Source organism: Paenibacillus anaericanus (assembly GCF_003994475.1).
GTDB classification, from domain to species: Bacteria; Bacillota; Bacilli; order Paenibacillales; family Paenibacillaceae; genus Fontibacillus; species Fontibacillus anaericanus.
The window spans coordinates 1-15,745 of record NZ_RZNY01000055.1; the positions used below are offsets into that span (position 1 = coordinate 1).

10 protein-coding genes are annotated in these 15,745 nt (G+C 43.5%); 8 read left to right on the forward strand and 2 right to left on the reverse strand.

Going from position 1 to position 15,745, the window contains the following annotated elements:
• Window positions 1-179: 179 nt before the first annotated feature.
• Entirely contained in the window at window positions 180-2,969 is a 2,790-nt protein-coding gene (locus tag EJP82_RS26920; RefSeq protein WP_127195164.1) for a glycoside hydrolase family 3 C-terminal domain-containing protein, read from the reverse strand.
• A 239-nt stretch (window positions 2,970-3,208) separates the two neighbouring features.
• Here EJP82_RS26920 and EJP82_RS26925 point away from each other — a divergent pair, with 239 nt between their 5' ends.
• The 7 genes from EJP82_RS26925 (at window position 3,209) to EJP82_RS26955 (ending at window position 12,880) form a co-directional block, all read left to right on the forward strand.
• Entirely contained in the window at window positions 3,209-4,333 is a 1,125-nt protein-coding gene (locus tag EJP82_RS26925) for a hypothetical protein (protein WP_127195165.1), read from the forward strand.
• A gap of 133 nt (window positions 4,334-4,466) precedes the next feature.
• Window positions 4,467-5,594: an FAD:protein FMN transferase gene (locus EJP82_RS26930; protein WP_211350335.1), complete on the forward strand. Its 1,128-nt coding sequence runs from the start codon at window positions 4,467-4,469 to the stop codon at window positions 5,592-5,594.
• Between the two features lie 175 nt (window positions 5,595-5,769).
• On the forward strand, window positions 5,770-6,678 hold the full coding sequence (locus EJP82_RS26935) for an AraC family transcriptional regulator (protein WP_127195166.1): 909 nt from the start codon (window positions 5,770-5,772) through the stop codon (window positions 6,676-6,678).
• Window positions 6,679-6,813: 135 nt separating this feature from the next.
• A complete protein-coding gene (locus EJP82_RS26940) occupies window positions 6,814-8,646 on the forward strand; it encodes a class I mannose-6-phosphate isomerase (protein WP_127195167.1) in 1,833 nt (610 codons plus the stop codon).
• The gene (locus EJP82_RS26945) at window positions 8,636-9,571 is read left to right on the forward strand and encodes an ROK family protein (RefSeq protein WP_127195168.1); all 936 of its coding nucleotides are present in this window, start codon (window positions 8,636-8,638) and stop codon (window positions 9,569-9,571) included. The genes EJP82_RS26940 and EJP82_RS26945 overlap by 11 nt, the downstream gene beginning before the upstream one ends.
• 56 nt (window positions 9,572-9,627) lie before the next feature.
• Window positions 9,628-12,075: a glycoside hydrolase family 38 N-terminal domain-containing protein gene (locus EJP82_RS26950; protein WP_127195169.1), complete on the forward strand. Its 2,448-nt coding sequence runs from the start codon at window positions 9,628-9,630 to the stop codon at window positions 12,073-12,075.
• Between the two features lie 100 nt (window positions 12,076-12,175).
• Window positions 12,176-12,880, forward strand: a complete 705-nt coding sequence (locus EJP82_RS26955; RefSeq protein ID WP_246054451.1) for an SGNH/GDSL hydrolase family protein — start codon at window positions 12,176-12,178, stop codon at window positions 12,878-12,880.
• A 121-nt stretch (window positions 12,881-13,001) separates the two neighbouring features.
• Here EJP82_RS26955 and EJP82_RS26960 read toward each other — a convergent pair whose 3' ends face one another.
• Complete coding sequence (locus EJP82_RS26960) at window positions 13,002-13,817, reverse strand: MerR family transcriptional regulator (RefSeq protein WP_127195171.1); 816 nt, start codon at window positions 13,815-13,817, stop codon at window positions 13,002-13,004.
• 189 nt (window positions 13,818-14,006) lie between these two features.
• Here EJP82_RS26960 and EJP82_RS26965 point away from each other — a divergent pair, with 189 nt between their 5' ends.
• Window positions 14,007-15,521, forward strand: coding sequence for an MFS transporter (locus EJP82_RS26965; RefSeq protein WP_127195172.1), 1,515 nt, complete (start codon window positions 14,007-14,009; stop codon window positions 15,519-15,521).
• Window positions 15,522-15,745: the final 224 nt, after the last annotated feature.

Consider the following 15,745-nt stretch of genomic DNA (forward strand, 5'->3'; position numbering starts at 1 on the left):
GTACAAGGTTATTAAATCTAGAATAACCCTCTACGCTATGCGAATTACTTAGGTCTCTATCTCAATAAACTTATTATAGCACATCTTTGCCCATTAAGATACTCATCTGAGGGTATGGGGTAAAATTGGAAGAAGACACCCTCTCAGGTGTCTCTTCAATATGTTCCTTATTTCTACATTTACACTCGTTTGAATTCGATCCAATCGATCTGCAGTCCTGGTTTGACAAAGTCAAACTTCAATTCATAAAGACCAGCTTCCAGTTCAATTTTCACAAGCTTCTGCCTGATCCATCTGCCGTCTGTCCCATTCGTTTGAATGGTCGTCATCAACTGATCGTTTAGTGTCACATTACAAGCACTTTGAGCTAAGTTAGTATCCGGGGACATAATATTTACAATGATCCGGTATAGGCCAGACTGATCTACGTCCACAATAGTTGATCCATTTACAACTGGTGTAACCTGTGATGTATTCTCGGATAATAACTGAACTTGATCCGACGAAAGAGATGGATTCGCCTTGAATTCAATGACCATTTCTTCAATCTCTTGTTTTCTAAAAAACACAGGTGCACGCATGATAAACTCGCAAATATTTATAGCGCTGCGTTGCAGTTCTCCACGGGTTAAGGAACCATTTTCTAAAGATTCAATCGTATTGTCTTCTAAGGAATTAATTTCTGCGCCATAATTATTGACGACCATATACAGATCATTTTGGGCACGAACCATCGCGTTCGTATATTTCACACTAGGAGAGCCTCCGTGAACCACATCATTCATTACTGCCCACCAATCTGTCATGACGATGCCTTTAAAACCCCATTCTTCGCGAAGAATGGTAGTGTTTAAGTCATAGTTAGACGCGGCCCAATGCCCGTTGATAGGATTATAAGAGGTCATAATCGAATTCGCGCCGCCCTGCTTTACTGCCATTTCAAACCCTTTCAGATAAATCTCCCGAAGAGCGCGCTCAGAAACGACAGCATTTACCTTACTGCGGAATTTCTCCTGGTTATTGCAAGCGAAATGCTTCAGGGTAGCATTAGAACCTCCTTTCATAATGCCACGAGTACATGCTGTCGCAAAAATACCCGTGATTAACGGATCCTCTGAAAAATATTCAAAGTTACGCCCATTAAGCGGACTTCGTCTGATATTCAAGCCAGGTCCAAGTAATGCGTCAATGTTGTTGCTTAATAATTCTTGACCCTCCATGACATAAAGTTCTTCGACTAGTTCAGCATTCCAAGTTGCTGCTAGCAAGGTTCCAATCGCAACCTGAGTCGCCTTCAGTCCGCTATCCATACGAATTCCCGATGGTCCGTCTGCTGTACACGCTACTGGAATTCCGTAGTTCAATAAACTGTCGCTAACACCTCCAAAGGCCGAAGCCGTACCCGGTGTAACCAAAGGACTACTCATGCCCTCTCCTCTGACAATGGTAGCCAGATCTTCATCACTCAGTTGGGCAATAAAAGCTTCCATAGTTACCTTTTGGTCATAAACGTCTTGTAATTTATAGCCTTTGTCGCCTGTTTGCTCCAAGGATTTGGGAAGATTTCTGTCGATCCGATCCGCCAAAGAAATCTCTCGAGTTGGTACTTCGGCAGAGGTGAGTTCATATGAACCATCTTCCTTCCGCGCACCCGGCTTCATTCTTACAAAGCCTTCCGTCGGCGCAAGTGCCTCCTCCAATTGCTCCACGACTTGGAGTGTTTCCACAACGAAACCTCTTTGTCCTTGAATGCCTACGTCCACTAGATTTCTGACACTGTTTCCGACATAAAAATGATAGATCCCAGCTTCCAGGACATATGCAGAAGGATGCCCTGTCACGCCACTATCATCATAGGACGCCATAGAATGAACAGGGAAACTCACCGTAAGTCGCTGCGATTCACCCGGTTTAAGGATTTTTGTCTTACCAAACGCTACCAAAGCTTTAGCAGGCTGGCCCAGCTTTCCTTGCGGCGCTTCATAATAGATCTGAACGACCTCTTTACCTGCAAAAGTTGTTCCTATATTCTGTACGGTTACGCTCAGTTCGAAGTAATGTTCACCTTCTTTGGTGACCAGAATAGCCTCCTCAGGCTCGATCGCAAACTCCGTATAGGATAAACCAAACCCGAATTCAAACTGAACTTTATCCGGACAAAACGTCTCAAAATATCGATATCCTACATAGATATCTTCTTCATAAACGCTCGTAAATTCATGACCATAATTGCGTGTTGATGGAAAATCCTCGATTGAATAAGCAATCGTATCGGTTAATTTCCCACTAGGTGTGACCTCTCCCACCAGCACGTCGGCAATCGCATTACCACCCTCCATGCCACCCTGCCAAGCGTAGATGACACACGAAATCGGGTGCACATAACCTTCATCATTCATCCAACTCATATCGATAATATTCGATACATTCAGCACCACAATGGTTTGATCAAAATAAGTAGTCACCTGCTTCAGCATTGCCTTTTCTTCTGCGGTTAATTGGTAGCTTCCCGGTTCATTGGCATTATCCTGATCTTCACCCGCTGTACGTCCAATCACAACAATCGCCTTGTCCGATGTCTTTCGTGCCCCTAACACCAGTTCTGCGGTTAAAGGCATCTCTTGTTGATGCCATGGCTCAGCAGCCCAACCGCCACCACCATTATCAAATGGATTCTCCTCAATCCACTTTTCATATACAGCCGCTAATTCTTCGTTAATGGTTATATTCTTCTTACTTCGAAGACCATCTAATAGATTAGTTGTATGGGTAACATGAACACTACCACCCGAACCTGTACCACTACGATAGTAATTAACCTGAGTTCTACCGAAGATTGAAGCGCTTTCGTTATTTCGAAGCGGAAGAATCTGGCCTTCATTTTTTAGCAAGACAGCACCTTCTGCAGCTACTCTTCTACTAAACTCTGCAAAACCTTCTAGCGGAACTCCTAGCATCTGTATACTCATGCGTTACCTCCTGATTGTCATTTCCATACCTAACTTAATACTTCTATATAAAGGTACCTCATCCCTTTCGAAAGTTCTACTTTTCCTCGTACTGGTGCATTATCCCATTAGTTTCAGTCTACAATTTATTGAGTTCTTCATACGGCCCTATGAGTTAAGTTATTGCATGCTTCCAATCTATGTGATAGCATTCACATGCATACGTTTTTTAATTAAAAATACATAGGGGGATTCACATCATGAAAAAAAAGTTTTCCATTCTACTAGCTGCTTCGTTGGCTCTAACTATGCTTGCAGGCTGCTCTGGTAACGCGAAAGAAGATGCCGCTGCAGGAAACTCTGCAAATACAGAAACGAAAACAGAAGCGTCTAATGAAGCAACTAACAACGCTGAGGTCGCTGCAGGAACGATTACAAAGATCGGTCTTGGCACAGTCACTAGCATTGGTAAGTCGAAAGACAAAGAGGGCGACACAGGACCTGTTGGTCAAGTTGACACTATTATCGTTGCAGCTGCATTCGACAAAGACGGTAAGGTTGTAAAGGTTAACATTGACAATGCACAAACAAAAATAGAATATTCTGCTGATCTTCAGCTATCAACAGATGTTAATGGCGAGTTTAAAACTAAGGTGGAGCTTGGCGATGAATATGGAATGAAGAAAGCGTCCTCCATCGGCAAAGAATGGTATGAGCAAGCGAAGGCACTTAGCGACTGGATGGTAGGTAAGTCCATCGACGAGATTAAAGCAATGAAGACTACAGCCAAAGATGATTCTCACCCTGCTGTTCCAGATGAAGCTGACTTGACTTCTTCTGTTACGGTATCCGTTGAGGGCTACCTTGCAGGTGTTGAGAAAGCTTTCAACAATGCAGTAGAAGTTAAAGGTGGAGCTGAGAAGCTTGGTGTAGGTCAATCTATTTCGATCGGGAGTTCCAAAGGATTGGATGGAGACAAGACTCCAACTGCTCAAGTAGATACAACAATCGTAGTTGGTGCATTCGATAAGGACGGTAAAGTTGCAGGTACAATTATCGATACTGCACAAGTAAAGATTAATTTCGATAAAGATGGTAAAGTAACATCAGATAAAGCAGCAGAACTCAAAACTAAAGTTGAGCTTGGCGCAGAATATGGCATGGCTAAAGCATCTTCTATCGGTAAAGAGTGGTTCGAGCAAGCAAAAGCACTTGGCGACTGGATGGTAGGTAAATCCGTTGACGAAATCAAAGGAATGAAGACTACAGCTAAAGATGATGCTCACCCTGCTGTTCCAGACGAAGCAGACTTAACTTCTTCTGTAACAATTAGTGTACAAAACTATATTGGTGGTATTGAAGAAGCTTTCACTAAAGCCAACTAATCTCGATATGCATTAGCAAGCTAGTTGAAAACTCCCCCATATTACATGGGGGAGTTTTGTCTGACTACGGACTTACACTTATTCTGTATAGTGTGCTTGTATTAGAAATAACAGCAAGAAATGGAGGCACAGTATGCGCATTCAATTAAAACGTTGTCTATATCTGTTTATGACCTTTGCGATAGTAACCGTTCTAGCAGGCTGCACGAATAAGTCGAACACGGCAATTGAAGAAGCCAAAGTAGAATCCTCGCAATATGAGAAGTATAGCGATTCGATGTTTGATTCTTTCGATACTCTTATTCAGGTTGTGGCTTACACGAAGAGCGAGGCGGAGTTCAAACAATATTTCGAGCAGATCCATGACAGGTTTCTTGAACTGCACCGCTTATATGATATTTTCAATAGCTATGAAGGTTTGAATAACATCAAGACGATTAATGATCAAGCAGGCATCGCCCCTGTAAAGGTAGCGCCTGAGATTGTGGAGCTTATTCAGTTCTGTAAGGATTGGTATGTGAAAGCGGGGCCTGAAACGAACATTGCAATGGGCAGCATGCTTAGCATATGGCAGGATTATCGGGATATGGCTTCCTCGAATCCCGCGGAGGCTAAGCTGCCGCCAATGGAGGAGTTACAGGCTGCCGCAGTTCATAGCAATATGGATGATATAATTATTGACGAAGAGAATAGCACGGTGTATTTAGCCGATCCAAAAATGAGTTTAAACGTTGGTGCCGTTGCTAAGGGTTATGCGACTGAAATCGTTGCTCTTGAAATTAAAGAAGCAGGCCTGCAATCTGCGATTATTAGTGCAGGCGGAAACGTGCGAACGATTGGAAAGCCATTGGATGGTGTGCGTGAGCGATGGGGGATTGGATTACAACATCCTGATCGCCTAACTGTAACAGCAGAGGAAAATTTGCTTGATACGGCTTTTATAGAGGAAGCCTCGGTTGTTAGCAGTGGCGACTACGAGCGCTATTATATGGTAGGCGATAAGCGTATCCATCATTTGATTGATCCGAATACGCTCATGCCTGCCGATTATTATCGAGCAGTAACGGTCGTGACCAAGGATTCCGGCTTGGCTGATTTTTTGTCCACCGTGGTATTTATCCTACCTTTTGAGCAAAGCTATGCCTTTGTTGAATCAATGGAAGGGACAGAAGCCTTATGGATGTTGAAGGATGGGACGATTAAGCTTAGCACCGGTATGGGGAGCATGTTGAAGAGCAAGAATGCTTCTTCTATGGATTAGGACAAGGGATACCTTATGGATAGGATTCATAAATAATAGTGCCCCAAACATAATGTTTGGGGCACTTTGCCTATTTCCTGCATACTCCTGACTTTAAGCTATAATATATTGGGTAGAATCAATTATATTATACATAGTCTCAATTGATTTATACGTTCATTTGGAGGGGTTTATCATGCTTTATCAGGATTTCAGAAGAGCGAACGCCCTGCTCAATCAACATATCTCGCAAATTACCGCGGATGAGGTTTCTTTCCGCATTCATTATTGGGGATTTATGCCCTCTCACTACAACAACTCGCTACACCGGCATTCTTTTTTCGAAATCTGTTATGTACTTGAAGGCAACGGAGAATACTCAGACAACGGAGTCGATTATCCATTGCAGGAAGGTACCTTATTCTGTTCAAGACCCGGTATATGGCATCAAATCCGCAGTGAGCAGGGCCTTACATTGTTTTTTGTTGCTTTTGAAATCGATGAATCACGTACTTCCGAAACTTATTCCAGGAACTTTCGAAGCTTGATTCACCGTGGCAAAATCTTAGCTGAACCAAAGGACGCCAGCATCTCCGCTCAGATTTGGCAGACGATCTTCAGCATGGCCGAAAGTAAACATTCCGTCTCCAAAGATATGCTGCAGCATCTTGTCCTATCCCTGTTTCTTTCCTTTCTACATGGACTCTCATCCATTCCAGACCTAAGTGTGGATTCTCTGGATGAAGATACCGAGGAACACCGCCTACTGAAGCGGGCTAAGCTATACATTAAGGATAATCTGTCTTCCTCTTTGAGCATTGAACATGTCTCACAAGAACTAGGTATCTCCTCACGGCATTTATCAAGATTATTTCATTCCCAGCTCGGTCAGACATTTGTACATTATGTTCAAGAACGAAGAGTTCAAAAGGCAAAAAAATGGCTACTTAACAGTGATATCGCCATTAAGGATATTGCCAAACGTACTGGATTCGATTCGGTTCATTACTTTACTCGTGTATTCACAAAAAAACTGGGTGTCGCCCCGGCCAAGTTTCGAAAATCCCAGTTCGCGGACGGAAGGCAAGATAGGAAAGAAACATAACTCCACGAATTCCATCACTTAACTCCCCACCCACTACTATGTCCGAATTGTACAAAAAACAGGGGTGTATTTCTAAAGATTTAAAGCCGAAAACTTCTTACAATGAAGCTATTCATTGTAAGGAGTGTGACTTGAATGTTTCAGAAAAGACCTGTCAATCCTGTACGCGTTCATCATCCAATCCCACCTGGTTCAGAGGCTCCTTTTGCCGAGCCAGGGTTACAGCATGGGTTCGATGCAATTATAGCTCCCATGGTTTCGTTAGCCGAAGAAGGTCTACACCATATCATACGTGTTGCCTTCGACGGCACACATGGAGCACATTTTCAGTCTGTTCTCCAAAAAACTCTGGAAACCCTTGAGAACAAAGGGTATACGGTCCTTGTAATGGGAACCAATAGTTTTGTAAAAACAAGCGAAAAACTGCGAAGTCATTTTACACAAAATATTACCGACAACCGCTCATTCGGGTATTTTACAGAAGGAACGATCGAGAATTATTTCAGGCCCCATGCGAAGCATGAGGCCTCTATAAGTATGACTGATGTGATTGCAGCTACTCAGACACCTCGTTTTCCCACATTTATCATAACGTTTGGTCCAGGAGCCTATTGGCTTGGTGAAGGCATGTTTGACATTAGCTATTTCCTGGATGTCTCTCGTGAGTATCAACAAATGGAGCATAAACAGGGACTACTAAATTTCGGCTTCAGTTGGAACCGGGATGATGTAGAGAAGTACAAAATATCCCTGTTTGTGGAATGGCCCATTTTCGAGACTTATCGCAAGAAAACTCTGGATTATATCCATTATTACATCGATATGAATCAACCTAGAGATCCAGTTCTAACAACAACCCATACTTTGCGCCAAATGATCTTAAGCGTTGCCAAAGCACCTATGCGCGTAAAACCATTCTTTGCACCTGGTGTTTGGGGTGGCCAATTCCTGAAAGAATTCGCAGATTTACCGGAGAATTGGGCCAATTGTGCATGGAGTTTTGAACCCATCGCCCCGGAAAACTCGATCATTTTGGAATATGAAGATAAGCAAATTGAGCTCCCTTTTCTCACCGTTATGCATTATGAGCACCCAAGTATCCTCGGAGAGCGACTCGTTAAGCTATTCGGCGATTATTTTCCGATCCGCTTTGATTATCTCGATACCATTAATGGTAGTAACTTGTCAGTCCAGGTCCATCCGAAACAGGAATACGTTCGTAACCAGTTCAACGAGTTTATGACGCAGCAGGAATCCTATTATATTATGGAGAAAAAGGGCGATACCACGGTCTACTTAGGTCTGACTGAACAATGTACCAAAGAAAGGTTCTATGAAGGCGTGCAAACCGCTCAGGAAACCGGCGTCCCGATTCAGTTAACAGACTATGTAAATGCCTATGCTGCGGAAAAAGGGGAACTCTATCTAATTCCTACAGGAACTGTACACGCATCCGGCAAAGGTAACTTAGTTCTAGAAATCTCATCCACCACATGGTGGTTCACCTTTAAAATTTATGATTATCTCCGTAAAGGCTTAGATGGTAAGCCGCGTCCGATTAACATCGACCATGCGTTCGAGAATATTGACTTCTACAAAAAGTCAGCATGGGTAGAAGAAAATCTGATTCCAATCCCTACCCTGCTTCTAGCTCAAGGGGACAACGAGGAGTATGTATTAGGCCAGCGTGATGACTTACTGTTCTATGTACACCGGGTACACTTGCATAATACATGGAAGGATAACACGGAGGATGAGATGGTCATGTACAATCTGGTTGAAGGTGAACAAGTCCGGATCGTTTCATGTGTGGATGAATCCATTTTTGTAGAGTTCAGCTATGCTGAATCTTATATTCTTCCTGCTAGCTTCGGAGAGTATAAGATCATCAACCTCGGGAATAAACCGTGTAAATTAATTAAAGCCGGGGTATCTAAGGCTTGGGATGTGAGCCTACTTGAAACATAACATCGTCATTGCACTTGATGTGGGAGGAACGTTCATCAAAACATGTATTGTGGAGAATGGCCTCACCCTATTAGCTAGTCAAAAAGAGTTTCCTGCTCTTGCAGATCAAGACAAAGAAACGATTCTCGCGCAAATTATGAACATTTTCAAAACCCAATATGAGTTCTATCATTCACACTTCACCGAAAATGAGCCGGATTGCTACTGGCATATTGGATTGGCATTTCCAGGTCCATTCGACTATAAACAAGGAACTTGTCATCTCCAAGGACTGGGTAAATTTGAATCTCTATATGGAATAAATTTAAGAAAAGAATTCCAAGAACGATTTGAAAAAGTAGACGACGCATGGGCGCAGCGACTGCAAAGTGCGGAAATCCGTTTTGAGAATGATGCTAGGCTTTTTGCGCTTGGTGTAAGTCTAGACTTCCCTGAGGATCGCTTTATTGCATTGACTTTGGGTACTGGGCTCGGTTCCGCCTTTATCGATCAATCACAGGTTAACTACTCTTTCCAAGGCATCCCTCCCAATGGTTGGTTGTACAATCAACCCTATCAAAATGGGATCGTAGATGATGCTTTCTCCAAAAGGGGGGTCCTGCAGCTTGCAAAAGATCTGGGGGCATTCCAGCCGGGAATGGATGTGAAGGAACTTGCTGAATCAGCGAGACTTGGCAGTGGTCCCGGTAGAGAGGTTTTCTCCGAGTTTGGTAAACGTCTGGTAGAAATGCTCGACCCGTATCTTAAACTATACGAGCCAAACCTCATTGTTCTTGGAGGACAACTTTCTAAAAGCTATGATTTGTTTGGCAACGCCCTTCAAGATCACATCCATTCGCAACAAGTTCAGAAAGTTCAAATTTACACTTCGGACAACATGCTGAGACATACATTCATAGGGATTTCGCGTATGTTTGAAAAATGAAGTCGAGGCCCGGATCATGTTATGCAATCCATAATTAACCCAAAGGGGAGATTTAAATGACAGTCCACAAACCATGGAAAATTTATGCGATACATCATTCCCACACAGATATCGGCTATACGGAGCGTCAAGAGAAGATCCAGCAATACCATGTAGATTTTATCCGCCAAGCCCTGCATATTATACGTGAAATTCAATCCGGGCGTCGTCCAGAATGGACCGGATTTAAATGGGAATGCGAGACCTTCTGGCCAGTAGAAACTTTTCTGAAGAAAGCAAGCGAACAAGAGAAGTTAGAATTTGCAGAGGCCGTCCGCCGAGGCGATATCGGGCTTTCCGGCACCTATCTCAACATGAGTGAATTGATTGGAAAAGAACTATTTGAATCGATGATTGAGCGCATTCGCAGTTATGGAGAATCGATTCAAGCTCCAGTGACATCCGCTATGACTGCCGATATTACCGGATTCAGTTGGGGATATGGTCAAGTGTTGCTGGATGCAGGGATTCAGAACTTAACAACCTGCATTCATACGCATCATTCCATGTTTCCACTGTGGAAGAAGCAACAACCATTTTGGTGGGAAATGCCCAGCGGAGAACGGCTACTGACATGGAATGGCGAGCATTATATGTTCGGCAATGATCTGGGCTTCATCCCGGGGATTGGCGGCTCCTACACGACTAAAGATGAATTTGATACTAGCAAAGGCGTTACCTTTGAGATAGCAGAGGCACGAATTCACCGTTATATCGATCGCTTAGAGCAAGACGGCTATGCATTCCGTTTTGCACCGGTTATGTTCTCTGGCTTGCCAACGGATAACGGCTCACCGAATCCGCAAGTTATGGGATTCATTGCAGAGTGGAATGCCAAGTACGGGGAACAGATTACGATTGTACCTGCTACCTTGGAGGACTTCTTCGCGGAAGTCCGTGAACATGCTGCGGAACACCCCGAAGACATTCCTGTACATCGTGGAGATTGGCCGGATTGGTGGACAGATGGCGTAGGTTCGACGCCAAAGCATGTTCAGGTATTTCGCGAAGCACAACGCGTGTATCAAAAGGTAAAGCGATTGGATCCTAATTGTGAAATCGTATCGCCGGAATCCATGATGGACATGGAATACCAACTAACGCTTTTTGCAGAGCATACATGGGGTTATCATTCATCGGTTACCGAACCTTGGAATCCGTTTGTCCAAGAATTAGGTCTGCGCAAAGAAGCTTTTGCAGCAAATGCTAGCACCGCAGCACATCGCGCGTTATATGACATTCTTGAGCAAAAGGGCGACGCACTTCTATCTCCTGATCGTCCGATGAAATTTAAGCTGCATAATCCTTTCGATTATGTTCAGGAGGATTTCGCTCAGCTCATTATGGAAGGCTGGTATTACGATCTCATTAAAGACGGATTTGAAGTCCGCGATGCAGACAGTGGTGAGATATACACATCTCAGCTCAACCGTGCAACACGAGGCGTTATTGTAAGCATTCCCGTTACACTTCAGCCTGGAGAAGAGAAAACCATTCATATACTGGCTGTTAATTCAAACATAAAGAAAACCGCAACTTGTAACGATTATGTTGGATCGGACCGCATGATGGATCTGGATATAACTAGCAACGAGCAAACATTTAAGGTGACATCCACCTATATCGATACGCCGTTCGTATCCATCGAATGGTCTAAGGGAGCAGGTATTACATCTTGGGTAGATAAGCGTACGAAGAAGGATATGTTGCGGCAGGACCGTAATCACCATGCCTTTACACCGGTGTATGATGTGACCCATGCAGCCAATGTTCAAGAGATGTATGAAGTGCGGCGGAAAATGGGACGTAATCGAAAAGGTCCCGATGCGGTTATTTCTACTGGTGTCCTCACCAAAGCAGAAGTCATCTCACAAGGTGCTGTATTTGGTACAGTCCAACTAACATTCGAGGTAGCAGGTTGCTCGCATTATTCTTTGCTTGTTACGGCATATGCAAATCACCCCCGAGTGGATGTGGCAGTCCGTTTACACAAGGATAGCGTATGGGACCCAGAAAATTTATATATTTCGCTTCCTTTCGGAGGTCCAATTACGAGTGGAACTGAGGAACTGTGGATCGATAAAATGGACGCTCTAACGCGCCCTCGCAAAGATCAACTGACGGGCAGCTTGGCAGATTACTATTGCTTAGGCGAAGGTGCCGCTTATATAACAGCCCAAGATGGTGTTGCTATTGCCATGCCAGACACACCTCTCATTCAACTCGGCTCGTTAAACCATCAGTTCCGCCTGCTGAATGGAGATCCCAAGCTACAACAAGATCCCGGCCATTTATATTCTTGGGCGATGAATAATTATTGGGAGACCAACTTCTCAGCTACCTTGGGCGGATTCTATGAATTCCGATATCTCATAGCTTGGGGTGAACAATACCATACGCCCGGAGCTGCAATGAATGCTTGTCGCAGTATGAATGCTGGAATTCTATCTTGGAGAATTCGCTAATCTGTTGATCTCAATCCGCTCATATTGGAGCAATAATGGTTAATGTCCACACAACCTGTTCATGATCGCAATATAATATCTCTAGGATCGCTAACATCGTTTGTTCATCAGACTGTTGTACGTTGTATATATGATTAAGAGTGGGGTTGGTGATATTCTTATGATCTATACAGCTCTTGGAGATTCCATTACGTTTGGGGAAAATGCCTCTTCTTTGGCAAAGGCTTATCCCCAATTGACTGTAGCTACTTTGAATTCAGACTCATGCAAGGTTCGTGGGTTTGTTCTGGCTCGGCCAGGGTGGAGTAGCTATGATCTATTGGATGCTGTGATATGGCGTGGGTCCCCTTTAATCAGTCATTCCTCTGTTGTTTCTGTATGGATCGGAGGGGTGGATTTAGCCAACGCGGCACTAGCTTCAATTAAAACTAAGAAACCACTAGCAGTAAAGCACTTTGTAACCAGCTATAGACGTAACTTAAGTACCATTTTTACTCGAATAAAAAAAGGAAGTCGTGCTCGGATCATTTGCTGCACGCAATACAATCCATTTCCGAACAGCCCTATTGCAATTGAATCAATAGCCCAATTTAATCGTATGATAAACGAGCTAGCCCTTAGTTATAATGTAACTGTAGCTCCCACTCATAAGTGGTTTGAAGGAAAACAGGCTGGTCTTATTCATGGCTATCAAAAAGGTAAGATTGAAGATGCGTTGAGCGGAAATCTACCCATCCATCCCAATGACCGGGGGCATCAGGTTGTTGCAACAGGGTTGGCTCCATATCTTATGCCACGCAAATAGGCCTTCATCAAATCTATAAATAGCGGTGCTAGGGAGGTTATCCCTACACCGCTATTTTGGATTTTCGGTTACTGCTGCCTTCTTGAGCGATCAAAATTTCAGCCGCTACGCGGTTTCAATCTTAAATTTGGATCGCAATTTGAATGACATACTTATCTGGATCCCCAACAGCTATATAACTAAGTAAATCATATTCGTATGCGTTGCCCGTAATAGTCAAGTTATTCGCAGCAATATATGACTTTAGCTTCTCATAGGATGTCGGTAAACTTTCATAAGATCCCTTGTGATTCATGATCACATATTTACCCTTTGGCTTGATATGAAGTAGTTCCCCCTCATGTTTATAGCTGATTTTATTGCAATAATAATCGGGATCATAGACACCTTCCTCTACATTGGTTCTGCCAATGATCGAACCGATAGAAAAGTCATATTCGATATGGTGTTCGTCGCAATAATCAAAGATCCCATATATTTTTCGAACATGGTCCTTTTCACCAGCTTCCTTCGAAAGTCTAACCGCAATGAAATACTCTTCCTCACATTCCTCAGTCCAAGGCTCTCCACAATTAACTTGAAGCGCCCGGTGAGTATTATCAACGGCTCCCTGTAAAAGCCTCTGCATGCGTTCTAACTTTCTTTGCTCCTCAACCAACTCCTGCTGCTTTTGCTCGATTAATGTTAAAAAATGCGATGTATTCTGATTCTCTATATATTCCTTTATCTCATTCAACGACGTTCCCGTCTCTTTCAAAACCGCAATAATATCAAAGGTATAAAACTGCTTGTAAGAATAATAACGATAACCATTTTCCTTAACAATCTCCGGTTTTAATATACCAATGTCATCATAATGGAATAACGTATGCCTCGTTACCCCACATACCTTAGCGAATTCACTCGTCGTAAAGTATTGATCATAATCCGTAGACATTTAAATTCACCCCTCTTGACTGTCGGGTTACCCTATAGTTCAGAATACATTAACGTAACAGCGATACCCTGTCAAGGAACATCATTCGCTACTATTTACCTGAGGGAGGGTCATTCATCATTAGGCTGTTTGTTCATCTTAATACCTTGCAGGGCGCATACTTTTTCTATTTACTATGGAGGATTACCAATGTCTACTTTACATCTAACTAAACTTCAACGCTGGATAGTGCTGGCGATTGTGTCTAGCGCATTGTTTCTGATCGTCGTCGACATGACGGTACTTTACACTGTTCTGCCGCAGCTAACGCATGATCTTGCTGCTTCGGCATCAGAAAAACTTTGGATAGTTAATATTTATCCACTCGTGATGGCAGGGCTATTGCCCGGTCTAGGTACACTAGGAGATCGTCTAGGGCATAAAAGACTATTCGTTAGTGGACTTGCTGTCTTTGGGATTGCTTCACTGATTGCGGCCTATGCGCCAGTACCATACGTACTTATTGCCGCGCGCACCTTGCTTGCCATTGGTGCAGCCATGATGATGCCGGCAACACTTTCGATCATTCGTACTACCTTTGCGGATGAACGTGAGCACTCACTGGCCGTTGGTATTTGGGCATCAGTCTCGTCCGTCGGAGCTGGTATGGGCCCACTCGTTGGTGGTTTCTTATTGGAACATTTCTGGTGGGGATCGGTTTTCCTCATCAATATTCCCATAGCTGTTCTCGCACTGATTATGGCCGTCTTTCTTATCCCTAACCGTAAAGGGAATGCTAACAAAAAGTGGGATTTAATTGGTTCCATCCAGATTATGATCGGCCTTGTTGGCCTCGTATATGCAATTAAGGAAATCAGCAGGCGAGAAGGTTCATCCACAATTGCTTTAATTTCTGCCGTAATTGGAATTGTAGCTATAATCTTTTTTATACGACATCAACGGAAGAGCTCTGATCCATTAATCGATTTTTCCTTATTTAGAGATTCACGCTTTACTACAGGGGTGGTGACCGCTCTACTATCTTCCTTCGCACTTGTTGGAATGGAATTGGTCGTGACCCAGCGACTCCAGCTTGTCCTTGGTTATTCTCCCCTAGAGGCAGGCATGTATGTAGTATTTACTTCGATAGCTTCCTTCATCTCAGGTATATTCATCGGGTTAGTGCTGCATCGGGTTGACAAGATGAAGGTACAATGGGTCTGTCTGTTTGTCTCCGGCTTGGGGATGGGTGCCTTTCTGCTCTTCCATAACGGAAATATAATCTTACAGATCGTATCCCTAATGATTCTGGGTGCAGGGCTTGGCGGAGCGATGACAACTGCCTCAAATTCCATCATGCTTAATGTCCCAATTGAAAAGGCAGGCATGGCCGCATCCATTGAGGAAGTATCGTTCGAGCTCGGTAGTGCCCTAAGCATTACACTTCTTGGTAGTCTATCTACGTTCGTGTATACAGCTTCAATCGTTCTTCCTGAAGGACTATCCGTCCCGCCGGTAGTTCAAGACAGCCTTGACGAAGCTCTTTTGGCCGCAGAAAATCTGCCTACCGCAGCTAGTTCCACTCTCGTAGAACTGGCACAATCCGCTTTTGATAAGTCGTTTGTTGTTGTACTGGCAACTGCGACAATAATTCTTTGGGTTGCTGCATTTATGATTCGAGCTGCAACACTTCGCACGAAGATCAAGGGCAATACCCATTCATAATTAAAGATACATCACACCTTTTCCCAAGGTATCTATTTCAATGCACAACAATAATAGGCGGTACCATATCTATCATGATATGGTACCGCCTATATGCAAATGTTACTATTCAAATATCTGAATAGGGATACATCAATAAAAATGCCCCAAACATATTGTTTGGGGCACTAAACTTTAGATTAAAGTTTTACGACATTCTCGGCTTGTGCACCGCGGTTGCCTTG